The organism is Tianxiuia mixotrophica, from assembly GCF_050596425.1.
Taxonomy (GTDB): Bacteria; Bacillota; Clostridia; order Peptostreptococcales; family Acidaminobacteraceae.
Map to the genome: position 1 here is coordinate 995088 of NZ_CP192292.1, position 14265 is coordinate 1009352.

General features: G+C 37.3%; 12 protein-coding genes and 1 pseudogene. 8 read left to right on the forward strand and 5 right to left on the reverse strand.

Annotated elements, in window-relative coordinates; all coding sequences use genetic code 11:
* On the forward strand, window positions 1-924 hold the full coding sequence (locus tag ACQ4KW_RS04515) for an OmpA family protein (RefSeq protein ID WP_430885344.1): 924 nt from the start codon (window positions 1-3) through the stop codon (window positions 922-924).
* 244 nt (window positions 925-1168) lie between these two features.
* Window positions 1169-1969 (forward strand): MerR family transcriptional regulator, encoded by an 801-nt coding sequence (locus ACQ4KW_RS04520; RefSeq protein ID WP_430885345.1) that lies wholly within the window; start codon window positions 1169-1171, stop codon window positions 1967-1969.
* Window positions 1970-2233: 264 nt separating this feature from the next.
* On the opposite strand, the gene ppk2 is transcribed toward ACQ4KW_RS04520, so the two are convergent.
* Window positions 2234-3043 carry a polyphosphate kinase 2 gene (gene ppk2, locus ACQ4KW_RS04525; protein ID WP_430885346.1) on the reverse strand — a complete coding sequence of 270 codons (810 nt, stop codon included), beginning with the start codon at window positions 3041-3043 and terminating at the stop codon, window positions 2234-2236.
* A 400-nt stretch (window positions 3044-3443) separates the two neighbouring features.
* Between ppk2 and ACQ4KW_RS04530 the strand changes: the two genes are divergently transcribed.
* From ACQ4KW_RS04530 to ACQ4KW_RS04540, 3 genes are all read left to right on the forward strand, one after another.
* Window positions 3444-5213, forward strand: coding sequence for a diguanylate cyclase domain-containing protein (locus ACQ4KW_RS04530; protein WP_430885347.1), 1770 nt, complete (start codon window positions 3444-3446; stop codon window positions 5211-5213).
* A gap of 85 nt (window positions 5214-5298) precedes the next feature.
* Complete coding sequence (locus tag ACQ4KW_RS04535) at window positions 5299-5970, forward strand: TIGR01906 family membrane protein (protein ID WP_430885348.1); 672 nt, start codon at window positions 5299-5301, stop codon at window positions 5968-5970.
* A 354-nt stretch (window positions 5971-6324) separates the two neighbouring features.
* On the forward strand, window positions 6325-7701 hold the full coding sequence (locus tag ACQ4KW_RS04540; RefSeq protein WP_430885349.1) for a hypothetical protein: 1377 nt from the start codon (window positions 6325-6327) through the stop codon (window positions 7699-7701).
* A 145-nt stretch (window positions 7702-7846) separates the two neighbouring features.
* Here the strand turns inward: ACQ4KW_RS04540 and ACQ4KW_RS04545 are convergent.
* A pseudogene (locus ACQ4KW_RS04545) lies at window positions 7847-8044 on the reverse strand (IS3 family transposase); the annotation flags it as partial.
* Window positions 8045-8121: 77 nt separating this feature from the next.
* On the opposite strand from ACQ4KW_RS04545, the gene ACQ4KW_RS04550 reads away from it, so the two are divergent.
* Window positions 8122-9665, forward strand: a protein-coding gene (locus ACQ4KW_RS04550; RefSeq protein ID WP_430883257.1) for an IS3 family transposase whose coding sequence is annotated in 2 segments (ribosomal slippage) — window positions 8122-8575 and window positions 8575-9665 — 1545 coding nt in all. Because the reading frame shifts where the segments join, the coding sequence is not laid out codon by codon here.
* Here ACQ4KW_RS04550 and ACQ4KW_RS04555 read toward each other — a convergent pair.
* Window positions 9662-10297 carry an IS3 family transposase gene (locus ACQ4KW_RS04555; RefSeq protein WP_430885350.1) on the reverse strand — a complete coding sequence of 212 codons (636 nt, stop codon included), beginning with the start codon at window positions 10295-10297 and terminating at the stop codon, window positions 9662-9664. The genes ACQ4KW_RS04550 and ACQ4KW_RS04555 overlap by 4 nt on opposite strands.
* 41 nt (window positions 10298-10338) lie before the next feature.
* Entirely contained in the window at window positions 10339-10629 is a 291-nt protein-coding gene (locus ACQ4KW_RS04560) for a transposase (RefSeq protein WP_430885351.1), read from the reverse strand.
* 138 nt (window positions 10630-10767) lie between these two features.
* Between ACQ4KW_RS04560 and ACQ4KW_RS04565 the strand changes: the two genes are divergently transcribed.
* A complete protein-coding gene (locus ACQ4KW_RS04565) occupies window positions 10768-10989 on the forward strand; it encodes a hypothetical protein (RefSeq protein WP_430885352.1) in 222 nt (73 codons plus the stop codon).
* Window positions 10990-11125: 136 nt separating this feature from the next.
* Window positions 11126-12460: a hypothetical protein gene (locus ACQ4KW_RS04570; protein ID WP_430885353.1), complete on the forward strand. Its 1335-nt coding sequence runs from the start codon at window positions 11126-11128 to the stop codon at window positions 12458-12460.
* Here ACQ4KW_RS04570 and ACQ4KW_RS04575 read toward each other — a convergent pair.
* Window positions 12453-13996, reverse strand: a protein-coding gene (locus tag ACQ4KW_RS04575) for an IS3 family transposase (RefSeq protein ID WP_430883257.1) whose coding sequence is annotated in 2 segments (ribosomal slippage) — window positions 12453-13543 and window positions 13543-13996 — 1545 coding nt in all. Because the reading frame shifts where the segments join, the coding sequence is not laid out codon by codon here. The genes ACQ4KW_RS04570 and ACQ4KW_RS04575 overlap by 8 nt on opposite strands.
* Window positions 13997-14265: the final 269 nt, after the last annotated feature.

The window sequence follows — 14265 nt, forward strand, 5'->3', positions numbered from 1 at the left end:
ATGGCCAAGTACAGAAGACGACGTGGCACTGTAGAGGTGGAACAGGAAAATTTCTGGCCAGCTTTTACAGACATCATGTCAACCATTGCGCTGATCCTCTTTTTCCTCATACTCATTTCTTATTTAAGTAACATTATTGTCAGTAAGGATTTAGACCTTAAAAAGAAAGAGCTTGCAGAAGCAAAAGCGGAAATTACAAGCGCCCAGGACAGACTAGACTTATTGCTTGACCAAGTTGAAGAAACAAAAGCAGAAGTTGAAAGAGGTCAGCAGGCCCTTAAATTGTCTGAAGATGAAATAGAAAAACAAAAAGAAATCATAGCCAATTCCAATAAAGAACTTGGTGATTTAAGAGATAAGCTTCACGGCATTGCTGTTCTAAGACTTGACGTCCTAGACAAGGTAAAGGTCTCTATGGAAGATAGCCTAGAAGCCAGCAATGTGAATGGTAAGGACCTTGTTAGGATTTCTGACACAGGAAATATCATCATTAATGAAGGCTTTGTATTTGACACGGATTCATACAAGGTAAAGGAAGAGGGCAAGGTGCTTCTTGATAAACTGGCCCTAGCCTTTGAAAATGTCCTTTCAGATGATGAGGTTCGTGGCTTTATTGATGCCATTGCCATTCAGGGTCACACCGATGAAAGAGGCAGCAGCTCTTATAATAGAGAACTATCTGCCAACCGTGCCGCAGCTGTTGTAAATTATCTTCTATCTTCCAATGAAACCCTTGAAGAAGAATATGGAGCTTACTTCACAGCCAGCGCCTACTCGGAGTACCGTCCTGTTGACCCAGGCACGTCAGAAGAAGCTTACGCAAAGAACAGACGTATTGAAATTTCAATGATCTTAAGAGATGCCCAGATTCAAGATGTGATCAACAATTATCTTGAAGATTCCATTGGCATTTTTGAAGAGTAAGACTTAGTCCCTCAAACGCAAGTTTATAGCATATCAAAGCCCCTGTATCCAGTTTGGATGCGGGGGCTTTTTACATCAATTTAATAGTAAGGGGAGGGTTTATACATATGAGGTTTGCCCTACAATCAAGAAGTTAGCTTTTTTTATTCTACAAAAAAGATAGAAAGCCTTGACCCTGACGCTACGTTAGGGTGTATCATAAAGATGAGCTCAAATAAATGATCATTTTTAAGGAGGGTATACCATGGAATATACGGTCAAGGCACTTGCTGACATAGCCCAAGTTACAGTTCGTACTCTACACCACTATGACAAGATTGGCCTGCTTAAACCCAATCATGTAAATGCATCAAATTATCGCATTTACACAGACCTTGAAGTGGAAAAGTTACAGCAAATTCTCTTTTTTAGAGAGTTGGACTTTAGTTTGGAAGAAATAAAGAGGATACTGGACAGTCCAGCGTACGACAAAGTCAGTGCCCTACAATCTCACCGTGACCTCCTTGAAAAAAAGAAGGCCAGACTGGATATTTTAATAAACACAATAGATAAATCCATAGAGGAAAGCAGAGGTGGCATTAAAATGAATGCAAAGCAGAAATTTGAGGGGCTAAGTAAAGAAACTTTACAAGCTTATAAGGAAGAAGCCAAGAAAAAATGGGGCAAAGAAATCGTTGAAACATCAGAAGCCAACATGAGAAAGAACAATCTTACAGAAGAAGATTTGCAAAAAAGACTTGAAGAAATATTCACGACTTTTGCAGAACTAATGCAGAGGCAAGAAAAGATATCTGACAAAATAAAATTAGATGAAGGTGTATTGGAAGGCGAATTAAAAGAAGAAATTGGAAAAGCTGTCGTGAGCCTGCAAGACTACATGAACCAGTTTTACACTTGTTCAGATGAAATGCTTTTAGGCCTTTCAGACATGTATGTCAACGATGAGCGGTTTTATAAAAACATCAGCCGTTTTGGAAAGAAACTGCCAGAGTTTATAAATGAGGCTGTAAAAAACCATGTAAAAGCCATGAAGGACGACATATAGTCTATTAGGAAAAAGTCATCCAAGGCAAATAGAGTACAAGGCAAGACCTATTTTTATCATTCTGGATTCTAATAAGCCCCCTGTCTCAATTGAGCGACTTGCTAAATTACAGATCTATACCCTTGCTATACCATATATAGATATTTAAGAATCAAAAATTCTATATTTGTTATAGCAAGGGTGATTGAATGATATTTTGCAAGCGCCTGAATTAGGAGAGAGGGGGCTTTACTATATTAAAACAAAGTAGATAATCTTGAGACCTTATGACTTTTCTTGACTGAGCTTAGAGGCCACATCAGGCACAAACTTTTGGTCAGATATTGGCGGTCTTACATAGCCAGAGTTGGCCTGCCTTTTTGGCAGTTCTAACTTTTTAGGGACTGTATTTTCGTAATCAAACTGGTCGAGCAAGTGGCTGATACAGTTTATGCGAGCATTTCTTTTATAGTCGGATTCAATAACATACCAAGGTGATTTGGCTGTGTCGGTATACTGGAACATGATGTCTTTGGCCTTGGAGTAATCCACCCAACGGGTTCTGGCTTCTAAATCCATGTCACTGAGTTTCCAACGCTTTGTAGGGTCGTCGATTCTATCTTGAAAGCGCTTTTCCTGTTCTTCATCGCTGACAGAAAACCAGTATTTAATAATGGTAATGCCAGAGCGGATGAGCATTTCTTCAAACTGGGGCACCGACCTGAGAAAGTCCCAGTATTCATCTTCAGTACAAAAGCCCATGACCCGTTCAACGCCAGCCCTGTTGTACCAACTCCTATCGAATAAAACCATTTCACCAGCGGCCGGCAAATGGGCCACATAACGCTGAAAATACCACTGGGTTCTCTCTTTTTCAGTGGGCTTTGGAAGAGCAGTCACCCGGCAAATCCTCGGGTTGAGACTTTGGGTAATACGCTTGATAGTCCCACCTTTACCGGCGGCGTCTCTACCTTCAAATATAACCACGACTTTGAGTCCTTTCTTAACAATCCATTCTTGTAATTTTACAAGTTCTATTTGAAGTTCAGCCAACCTTTTCTCATATAGTTTCTTGGGCATTTTTTTAACTTTCATGAATCTCCCTCCTCTTTTATATTAATTTCTTCATACCACTCTTTCATGTAAATTAATCTTGTGATCTGATCTGACGATAATAATAGTAGGCATAGGCTCAGAATTGTCATATACTTTTTATAAGCCTTGACCAGCTAAAATGTATTGGGCGTGAACAGAAGACTTATAAGACGTGTTTTGCAAGGCCTAGCTGGTGGGTAAATATAAAAGTAATCGACTAAAGTCATTCAGTTGAATAAAAAGAAGTAAAGACAGATCCCTATAAAACATTTCACTCATGGGGAGAATCGTGTAATGAAAAGATGGGGTTTAGGATTGAATTAGATGATAAATTTGGTTTTAAATAAGACATTTGAAATGTAAAAACAAAAACGGTGTGGGCTAGATAAGAGGTGGGAGAATGCGGCGGATAGGTATACAATTTAGATTTTTTATAGCACTGATCTTGGTGGCTGTGATTCCACTTGTTCTATTTGGCATTTACGGATACAAGTCCTCTTCAGATCTGGTTGAAAGAGTCGAAATGGAAAGGATGCGTTCTTTTCATGCTTCCATAGAGTATGACATTGAAAGTTATTTTGAAAATTCACAGGTGGATTTGGAGTTCTTAAAGGATCTACTGGCCGTGGACTGGGCAGAACATATGGGGACTCATAATGTAAGTGATCATGATGATGACTTTGCAAAGCATACGGTTTCCACATTTGTCTCTTTTCTTGAGACGCATGGACATTATGATCATTTAAGACTCTTGGATGCTTCTGGTATGGAACTTATTCGAGTAAACAATATCAATGGTAATCAAGTGGTCATGCCTGATGACCGTTTGCAAGACAAGTCGGACAGGTATTATTATAAGAATGCTATGAACCTTGTGAGTGGTGAAGTCTACACCACTGCCATTGATTTGAACATTGAGAACGGTCAAATTGAGCAACCTAACAAAGCAGTCATTCGGTATGTGGCACCAATGGACCTGCTTTCAGAGAATTCATCAGTTCGCTATTATTTGATTGTAAACTTGAATGTAACCTTTTTGCTCGATGAGCTTCGAGACCGAATTGAAAACAGCCCTTATGATCATACCTATATGACCGATGATAAAGGCTACTACCTTATTTACAAATCTATTGAAAAGGAGTGGGGCGGTCCAAGCAATAAAAATACTGGGGCTTCTCTGAAAAACGATGTTGAAAACACATCCTCTTGGCAGGAAATTGACTTATTTGAAAAAGTAACAGGTGAACATGGGCAAGGCCTCGGACGGTTGAAAAATGAATTCGTTTACTGGACACCGCTTCACATAAATACCCTATCTGGAACCAGACTCAATTTGCTGACTGTAGAACCAAGGGAAGATTTTATGGCACCGGTATATGCATATTTGCAAACATATCTTGGGTTGATACTAACAACTATGATTGTTCTTTTTATAATAAGTATATTGATTGCTAGGACGCTTTCGCATCCAATTAAGCATATTGCCAAAGCTGTGTCTGAAATTGGACGGGGAAATTTTAACACGCCTCTTGAAGTCAAAGGAGGCATGGAAGTGGAAGTGCTGGCCTATGAAATTAAAAAAATGGCCTTTGAGCTGGAAAGCAGCTACAGGGATATGGAAAGCCGAGTTGAAGAACGCACAATAGAACTTCAAAATGCCCATGATGAAATGGAAAGAATGGCAAATACAGACCCCTTAACAGGCATATTCAATAGGCACTATTTTAATAATTATATTGAAGACTTAAAAAGGGACAAGCGAATAAAAAACTTAGCATTAATCATGCTCGATGTGGACAGGTTTAAGTACATTAATGACCACTATGGCCATAATGTTGGAGACGTCGTTCTGCAAGAAGTGGCAAAAATGCTCTCAGGTCATGCAAGGGGCAGTGATTTTGCTGTCCGCTATGGAGGCGACGAATTCTTAATAGTCCTTATGGCAGGAGAAGAAGAAGCCATTAAGTCTTATATAAATCGTATTGAGCAGGAACTTAAAACTTGGAATGAGAGCACGGAGATTCTTGACCATGACATGGAGTTCAGTATCGGCTATGACATTTACACAAATGGAAAACACATTATGGATGTCGTTAAAATGGCTGATGAAAGAATGTATGAAGCCAAAATGGCAAGACGAAAAGAACGCGGACAGGTGGGCCGGGTGTAAATCTAGCCTGACAAGAAAGACATACGTAAGGCATAAACAGAACGACTGACTAAGACACATGGGGATAAATAAGCGAGGACAGAATATGAAGTATATGGTTGGAATCTCACAGTGGCTTGCGGGCATCATTGTTTCTCTCTTGCTGCTAACAATGAGTATTAGTATATTTGCTTATAATGAAGACATATACATGAAGCTTTATATGGACAATAATGTGACAGAGCGAACAGGCATGGATGAAGAAAATCTAAGCCATGTCACAAAGGGGCTCATAGCCTACATGCGGGGACAGGCAGAAACACTTGATATGACCGCAGAAATTCATTCAGAGGAGCGTGAAGTTTTTAATAAGCGGGAAAAAGACCACATGGTGGATGTGAAAAAACTCTTTCTTATGAATGAATCTATAAGAGGGGTGCTGTTTGGAACAGTCCTTTTCTTTGTTGGACTGGCGGTGTGGCGAAAGCAGTATGGCTATATAATGAAGGTTGGACTCAAGCAGGCAGGGGTGAGTTTGATACTGGCTGGAACAATGCTGATTATTGCCTTCACCGATTTTAATAAGGCCTTTATTAAGTTCCACCACCTCTTTTTCACCAATGACTTATGGATACTTGACCCAAGAACAGACACTTTGATTCAAATGCTCCCAGAAACATTTTTTAAGAGCATGGCCATGATGATGTTTGGAACTTGGTTTGTCATGAGTGCCCTTTGTGGCGGGGCATCTTACTTGGGACTTCGTCGTGAAGAGTAGATCAAGAAATTGAATATAAGAATAAAGCACAGTGGTTGGATTGTTATCTGATTGCTGTGTTTTTTATTTGAATACGATTTACATGTAATCACAAATGAATGTTATTGAGTTAGAGTTGTATGGTAAAATAGATATTAATTGTATAAAAATTCAAAATTACATTTTGTTTTTTAAGCCGATAAGTAGGTTGGACTGTGAAAAAATCAGGGGACGTATTATATACAATGTTACCGACTATAAAACCAATATATAAGTTTTGAAATTAGCAGAATAATAAAAGAACATAAAATAGTTAGAATCATAAAGAATTATATTTAAACTATTTAAGTTCATTAGAAATTAAAGGAGATCAGGATGCAACTAAAACTTAAACGTGTACTTCTAGTGGCTTTGTTAGCTATAACTTTAGCTGGTTGCTCTAGTGGAGGAAGCACCACGACAATGAATTCGATGGATGCAAAATATGAAGCAGGATTAAAGGATGCTGCAAGACTTGCCGAGTTGAAATTATCAAGAGAAGAAGAACTAGAACGTCATTATGGGAAGGGACTTTACTATGTTGATTTTGAGAAAGAGGAAGATGAAATCAACATGAAGTTTGCAGAGAAGTTCGAGGCAGTCTACAAGAGCAAAATCACCAATCTGGATTATCCAATTCATGCGGTTGCAAATATGGAGATAATGAATGACAGTCTTCAAAAGTATAGAGAGGGTGAAATTACATTTGAGGACATTTATGAGAATCAAATGATTCATGTGCGCAGGGCTATGATTCGTTACTATTTGTTTGGTGATTTAAGTGTAGGAGAAGGGCTTACAGTAGAGGACAATTATGAGATGTTAGCAAGCTCCTTCACTGATATTGCCGGCGGTTTGCCGTTTATTGATACATTCATTGTTGATAAAAAGCATAAAAGTTCAATTTGTGAAATGCCACAAATGGACTATAAGGAGATGGCGATATATCTGAATGGTAAGAAGATTGAGTTTAATACTTTGATAGTAAATGGTAATGGTTACATTAATAGTGAGTTTGATGATGATGTTTTATCACGTCTTCAAGATAAATATAATGAGGAGTTTATATTTATAAAAATTGATGATGATCCCAATGTTGATAGATTTAATGATAGGAATGCTCTTTGTATTCCTAAAAGAGACCCAGAGATTGAGTTCTATGCCCATACTATGAGAGATAAATATTTTTCTACACTGACTCAAGGCATTATTGGGAAGAGAATGAATGAAATCATTGATGAGTTTGGACTTAGTGATAGGGTGGTTCAGTTTACATTTTACGAATCAATGGATGAATTTGATGATGAAGATGAAAGGTTAATAGGGAAGATTGATACAGATGCTATTGTTGATCCGCTTGAGTTTGTTCAACAGAATCGTAATGGAGATTATGAAACAACATTTTTCTATTTAGTAGAACCAGGTGAGAGTGAAGATACAGAGCTATTAGAAAACCTTGTAGATGAAGCTTTTTTTAGTACAAAAGATGATCATGGAGAAGCTTTATTAGTTCCCGATGCTCAGGTGTTTCAAGTATCGAAGGAAAATAGAAGAATTATAGTAGATGTGTTTAGAAATGAAATCTATGCTGAAAACTATTTTAGACAAGGAATAAGCAGTGTTAGCGAAGCATTAGCAACGTACTTAATTGATCGAGGTGATACTGAAGGATTCTTACTATTAGAAGTGTTTGGTGAAATGATTAAAGACTAATAAATGGAGACTATTAAGACTATCAATAACTGCAAATTTAAAATATTGAAGATGAAATAAAGAGTGTTATAGATAAATACTCTGACATGCTTAAGGATAATACAACTTGGAGCGATGAAGAAATTGATGGAATGTCAACACTTTATTAGACAACTTTCTTAAGGTGTGAATATTTGTAAGTAGTTGGTGGCAGATAGCCCAAAGATGAGTGCAATCTGATATTGTTGTACCAGTTCACATAATCGAATAACTCAAGTCGAAGCTCGTTTAGATTTTCAAATGCATGTTGATACACAAACTCGACTTTAAAAGATTTGAAAGTAGCTTCAGCTACAGCCTTATCATCCCTATATGTTAGCCTAGTTGTCGGGAGGTGAAATTTACTCTATCATTGAGAGTAATGCGAAAAGGAGAAACCCGATGCCAAGATATAGTAAACAACTGAAAGCAAAAATAATAAAACAAATGTTGCCGCCACAGAATGTGAAAGTCAGCGAGTTATCAAAGCAACATAACATCCCTGAACAAACCCTTTATAAATGGAAGAAAAATGCTAAAGAACACGGCGCAGTAATACAAACACATACCAAAGGTAGCGAAAAATACACGAATGAAGTAAAGCTAAATATTATTATAGAAACTGCTCATTTAAACCAACAAGAGCTTTCAGAATATTGTCGTAAAAAAGGACTTTATGTTGATGAAATCAACGCTTGGAAATCAACGTTTATTACCGGTAAAACTACATCTGATAACGAAGTAAAAGAAGAATTAAAGACTAAAGATGCTGAGTTGAAATCAGTGAAAAAAGAGCTCATTCGTAAAGAAAAAGCATTAGCTGAAGCAGCCGCACTACTGGTCCTCAGAAAAAAGATGAATGCGATTTGGAATTCGGACGAGGAAGATTAACTTCAGCATCAAATCGCTTAGCAGTAATGGAAGTTATCGATGAAGCTGTATCATCTGGCGCTCGACAATTCATGGCATGTAACGAGGTTAATATAAGCGAAAGAACGCTGCAGCGTTGGCGTTTGGAAGGTGAAAAAACGAAGGATAAACGTCCTGATGCAATCAGACCTACACCTCAAAACAAACTTAGCCCAAAAGAAGAACAAGCCGTTTTAACGGCAATGAATAAACCTGAACATCAAAATCTACCACCGTCACAAGTCGTACCTAGACTTGCTGATAAGGGAATATATATTGCCTCAGAATCTACCTTTTATAGAATTCTTAACGAACATAAGCAAAACAACCACCGCGGGAAGTCAAAACAACCCGTAAAACGCCATATGACAACACATCAAGCCACAGGACCCAATCAAGTATGGATGTGGGATATCACTTGGTTGCCAGGAGCAGCTAAAGGCATATATTACTACTTGTATTTAATACTCGACTTATATAGTCGTAAGATTGTCGGATGGGAAATCTGGCCAAATGAAAGTGCTGAGAATGCAAGTGTACTCATACGCAAAGCATGTTATTCAGAGAATGTGCTTTCAGGCCTGCAACCGCTAGTTCTTCATTCTGACAATGGTAGCCCCATGAAAGGTGCATCGCTTTTAACTACGTTATATTCTCTTGGTATTGTGCCATCAAATAGCAGACCACGAGTAAGTAATGACAACGCTTTTATTGAATCATTTTTTAAAACTGTGAAGTATATGCCGACATTTCCACACCATGGCTTTGAGTCTATTGAGATAGCACGTGCGTGGGTTTTGGAATTTTCGAAATATTACAATACTGAACATCGACATCGTGGTATCAAGTTCATGACACCTAAAGAACGACATGACGGTAAATCAAAAATGATAACCGAAAAACGTAATAAAGTGTATCAACAAGCACGATCAAAAAATCCACATAGGTGGAGTAGATCGACAAGAAACTGGGAAGTGGAAGAAACAGTGTATTTAAACCCAAGTAAAGTGGACATTCAGAGAGAAAAAATTAGCTAAACACGACAACTATGTTGACATACAGCGTCATACGGACAGCCCTTTTTACTAAGCGACCTATCGATTTCAAATGTATCAAGGATTCCATCGATCGCATTATTTTTGAACTCATTTCCTCGATCGGTGTGGAATATGGATACTTTCCGTAAGTTATGTTTAATCGTTGCAAATGCTTGATAGACAAGTTCTGCATCTTTGTTTGGACCAGCACTATATCCTATGATTTCACGGTTGTGCAGGTCGAGTATGAGGCAGACATAGTTCCATTTACCATCAACACGAACGTATGTCAGATCGCTGACTACAACTTCAAGAAGTTCACGTTCATCAAAGTTTCTATCCACTACATTTGGGACTATATCTTCATTTGGAGCTGATTTATAAGGTTTGTATTTTGCAACTGTATAGCTTGAAACCAAGCCGTTCTCAACCATAATCCGTTTGATTCTGCGCCGAGAAACTTGTTTACCTTCTGTCTGAAGTTCTTTGCGAATACGACGTGTTCCATAGCTTCTACGGCTTGCTTTATATATGCGAATCACATCGTCAGTGTATTCATCTGTTTCTTTTGTATCGCTTGATTTTGATTCGTAATAGTAAGTACTTCTAGGTATTTTCAGGACGGTACACATTGCTGATATCGAGTATTTATCAAGGTTTGCCTTGATGATTTCTACTTTCGTCCCATTATCAGCGCTGCTTGCTTTAAAATGTCATTTTCCATTTCAAGTTGTTTATTGCGTTTTCTGAGTTCGATAAACTCTTTTTCAGCTTCACTTAGATTATCTTTCGTTTTAAATGAACCTGAACTTTGGTGTTGCTCTATCCATCGATTCAACGACGATGGTGTTAAATCATACTCTTTTATAATTTCAGACTTGCTCTTACCAGTTAAATAGAGCTGAACGATTTGTTCTTTAAATTCATCTGTAAACTGTCTTCTTGGGCGTTTTGTTTTAGACATTGTAATTTCTCCTTCTTATTGGTCTTAGTTTATATGACCTTAAGGAATCTGTCTAACTTAGTGTAACCGCTCCATGATGCCTATGTTGAATCAAGAATAAGTGTAAGATTTTTCAAAACAGATTATGAACCAGAACATTTGAAAGAAGAATTAGAATTAACAAAGGTAAATCTACAAAATACGTATTCTTCGTATAAAGCTTTAGAAGTTGCCATACAAAGCCAGATTGATTATGACTGGGATCCAAGAAGTTTAGGAAAAGATAATGTAAATGATCGTATGAAAGAGTTGTTAACAAAATCAAAAGATGGTGAGCTTACTCAAAGCTTGTATAACACGATGGAGTTTCTATTCAATTAAAGATAAGAAATATGGAGCTTCATTTTCATATATAAGTTTTGAAATTATCAGAATAAAAAAGAGCATGAAAATAGTTAGAATCATAAAGAATTATATTTAAACTATATAAGCTCATTAGAAATTAAAGGAGATCAGAATGCAACTAAAACTTAAACGTGTACTTCCAGTGGCTTTGTTAGTTTTGATGTTAGCTGGTTGCTCTAGTGGAGGAAGCACCACGACAATTAATTCGATGGATGCAAAATATGAAGCAGGATTAAAGGATGCGGTAAGACTTTCAGAGTTGAAATTATCAAGAGAAGAGGAACTGGAACGTCACTATGGGAAGGGACTTTACTATGTTGATTTTAAGAAAGAGGAAGATGAAATCAACATAAAGTTTGCAGAGAAGTTCGAGGCAGTCTACAAGAGCAAAATCACCAATCTGGATTATCCAATTCATGCGGTTGCAAATATGGAGATAATGAATGACAGTCTTCAAAAGTATAGAGATGGCGAGATTACATTTGAGGACATTTATGAGAATCAGGTGATTCATGTGCGCAGGGCTATGATTCGCTACTATTTGTTTGGTGATTTAAGTGTAGGAGAAGGCTTTAACGCTGAAGAAAATTATGAGTTGCTAGCGAGTTCTTTCACTGATATCGCTGGCGGATTACCATATATTGATATATTTATTGCTGATGAAAAGTATAAAAGTTTGATTTATGAAATGCCACAAATGGATTATAAGGAGATGGCGATCTATCTTGATGAGAGAAACATTGATTTCGATGCACTAATAATAAACGGTAATGGATATCATAATAGTAATTTTGATGATGATGTCTTATCACGTCTTCAAGAAAAATATAATGAGGAGTTTATATTTATAAAAATTGATGATGATCCTAATGTTGATAGATTTAATGATATGAATGCTCTTTGTATTCCTAAAAGAGACCCAGAAATTGAGTTCTATGCCCATACTATGAGAGATAAATATTTTTCTACACTGACTCAAGGCATTATTGGGAAGAGAATGAATGAAATCATTGATGAGTTTGGACTTAGTGACAGAGTGGTTCAGTTTACATTTTACGATACCAGAGATGACTATAGGGAAGAGGATGAAAGAATCAGTGGCAAGATAGATACAGATGCTATAGAAAATGAAATGAAGTTTATAGAGGAAAATCGCAATGGTTACTATGAAACAACATTTTATTGTTTGAAAGAACCTGGTGAGCTAGAAGATAAAGAACTATTAAATGAACTTACAGATAAAGCCTATTTTGACTTAAAAGATTCTCAAGGCAATTCAGTTCTTCTAACTGATTATCAAGTGGTTGAATTAAGCGAAGAAAAAAGAAGCCTTGTAGTTGATGTATTCAGAGATGAAATCTATGCTGAAAACTATTTTAGACAAGGAATAACCAGTGTTAGTGAAGCATTAGCGCTGTATGTCAACATAGTTGTCGTGTTTAGCTAATTTTTTCTCTCTGAATGTCCACTTTACTTGGGTTTAAATACACTGTTTCTTCCACTTCCCAGTTTCTTGTCGATCTACTCCACCTATGTGGATTTTTTGATCGTGCTTGTTGATACACTTTATTACGTTTTTCGGTTATCATTTTTGATTTACCGTCATGTCGTTCTTTAGGTGTCATGAACTTGATACCACGATGTCGATGTTCAGTATTGTAATATTTCGAAAATTCCAAAACCCACGCACGTGCTATCTCAATAGACTCAAAGCCATGGTGTGGAAATGTCGGCATATACTTCACAGTTTTAAAAAATGATTCAATAAAAGCGTTGTCATTACTTACTCGTGGTCTGCTATTTGATGGCACAATACCAAGAGAATATAACGTAGTTAAAAGCGATGCACCTTTCATGGGGCTACCATTGTCAGAATGAAGAACTAGCGGTTGCAGGCCTGAAAGCACATTCTCTGAATAACATGCTTTGCGTATGAGTACACTTGCATTCTCAGCACTTTCATTTGGCCAGATTTCCCATCCGACAATCTTACGACTATATAAGTCGAGTATTAAATACAAGTAGTAATATATGCCTTTAGCTGCTCCTGGCAACCAAGTGATATCCCACATCCATACTTGATTGGGTCCTGTGGCTTGATGTGTTGTCATATGGCGTTTTACGGGTTGTTTTGACTTCCCGCGGTGGTTGTTTTGCTTATGTTCGTTAAGAATTCTATAAAAGGTAGATTCTGAGGCAATATATATTCCCTTATCAGCAAGTCTAGGTACGACTTGTGACGGTGGTAGATTTTGATGTTCAGGTTTATTCATTGCCGTTAAAACGGCTTGTTCTTCTTTTGGGCTAAGTTTGTTTTGAGGTGTAGGTCTGATTGCATCAGGACGTTTATCCTTCGTTTTTTCACCTTCCAAACGCCAACGCTGCAGCGTTCTTTCGCTTATATTAACCTCGTTACATGCCATGAATTGTCGAGCGCCAGATGATACAGCTTCATCGATAACTTCCATTACTGCTAAGCGATTTGATGCTGAAGTTAATCTTCCTCGTCCGAATTCCAAATCGCATTCATCTTTTTTCTGAGGACCAGTAGTGCGGCTGCTTCAGCTAATGCTTTTTCTTTACGAATGAGCTCTTTTTTCACTGATTTCAACTCAGCATCTTTAGTCTTTAATTCTTCTTTTACTTCGTTATCAGATGTAGTTTTACCGGTAATAAACGTTGATTTCCAAGCGTTGATTTCATCAACATAAAGTCCTTTTTTACGACAATATTCTGAAAGCTCTTGTTGGTTTAAATGAGCAGTTTCTATAATAATATTTAGCTTTACTTCATTCGTGTATTTTTCGCTACCTTTGGTATGTGTTTGTATTACTGCGCCGTGTTCTTTAGCATTTTTCTTCCATTTATAAAGGGTTTGTTCAGGGATGTTATGTTGCTTTGATAACTCGCTGACTTTCACATTCTGTGGCGGCAACATTTGTTTTATTATTTTTGCTTTCAGTTGTTTACTATATCTTGGCATCGGGTTTCTCCTTTTCGCATTACTCTCAATGATAGAGTAAATTTCACCTCCCGACAACTAGGCTAACATATAGGGTTAGCAACATACTTAATCGATAGAGGTGAGTCAGAAGGATTCTTGCTTATGGAAGTTTTTGGAGTTGTGACAGAAGACTAGAAATTAGGATGATAATACAACTTGGAGCGATGAAAAATAAAATAGTTATAGGAAATTATCTTCTAAGCTAATGATTGAGTGAGCTTTATTATAATTTTAGATAAATAAAGGGG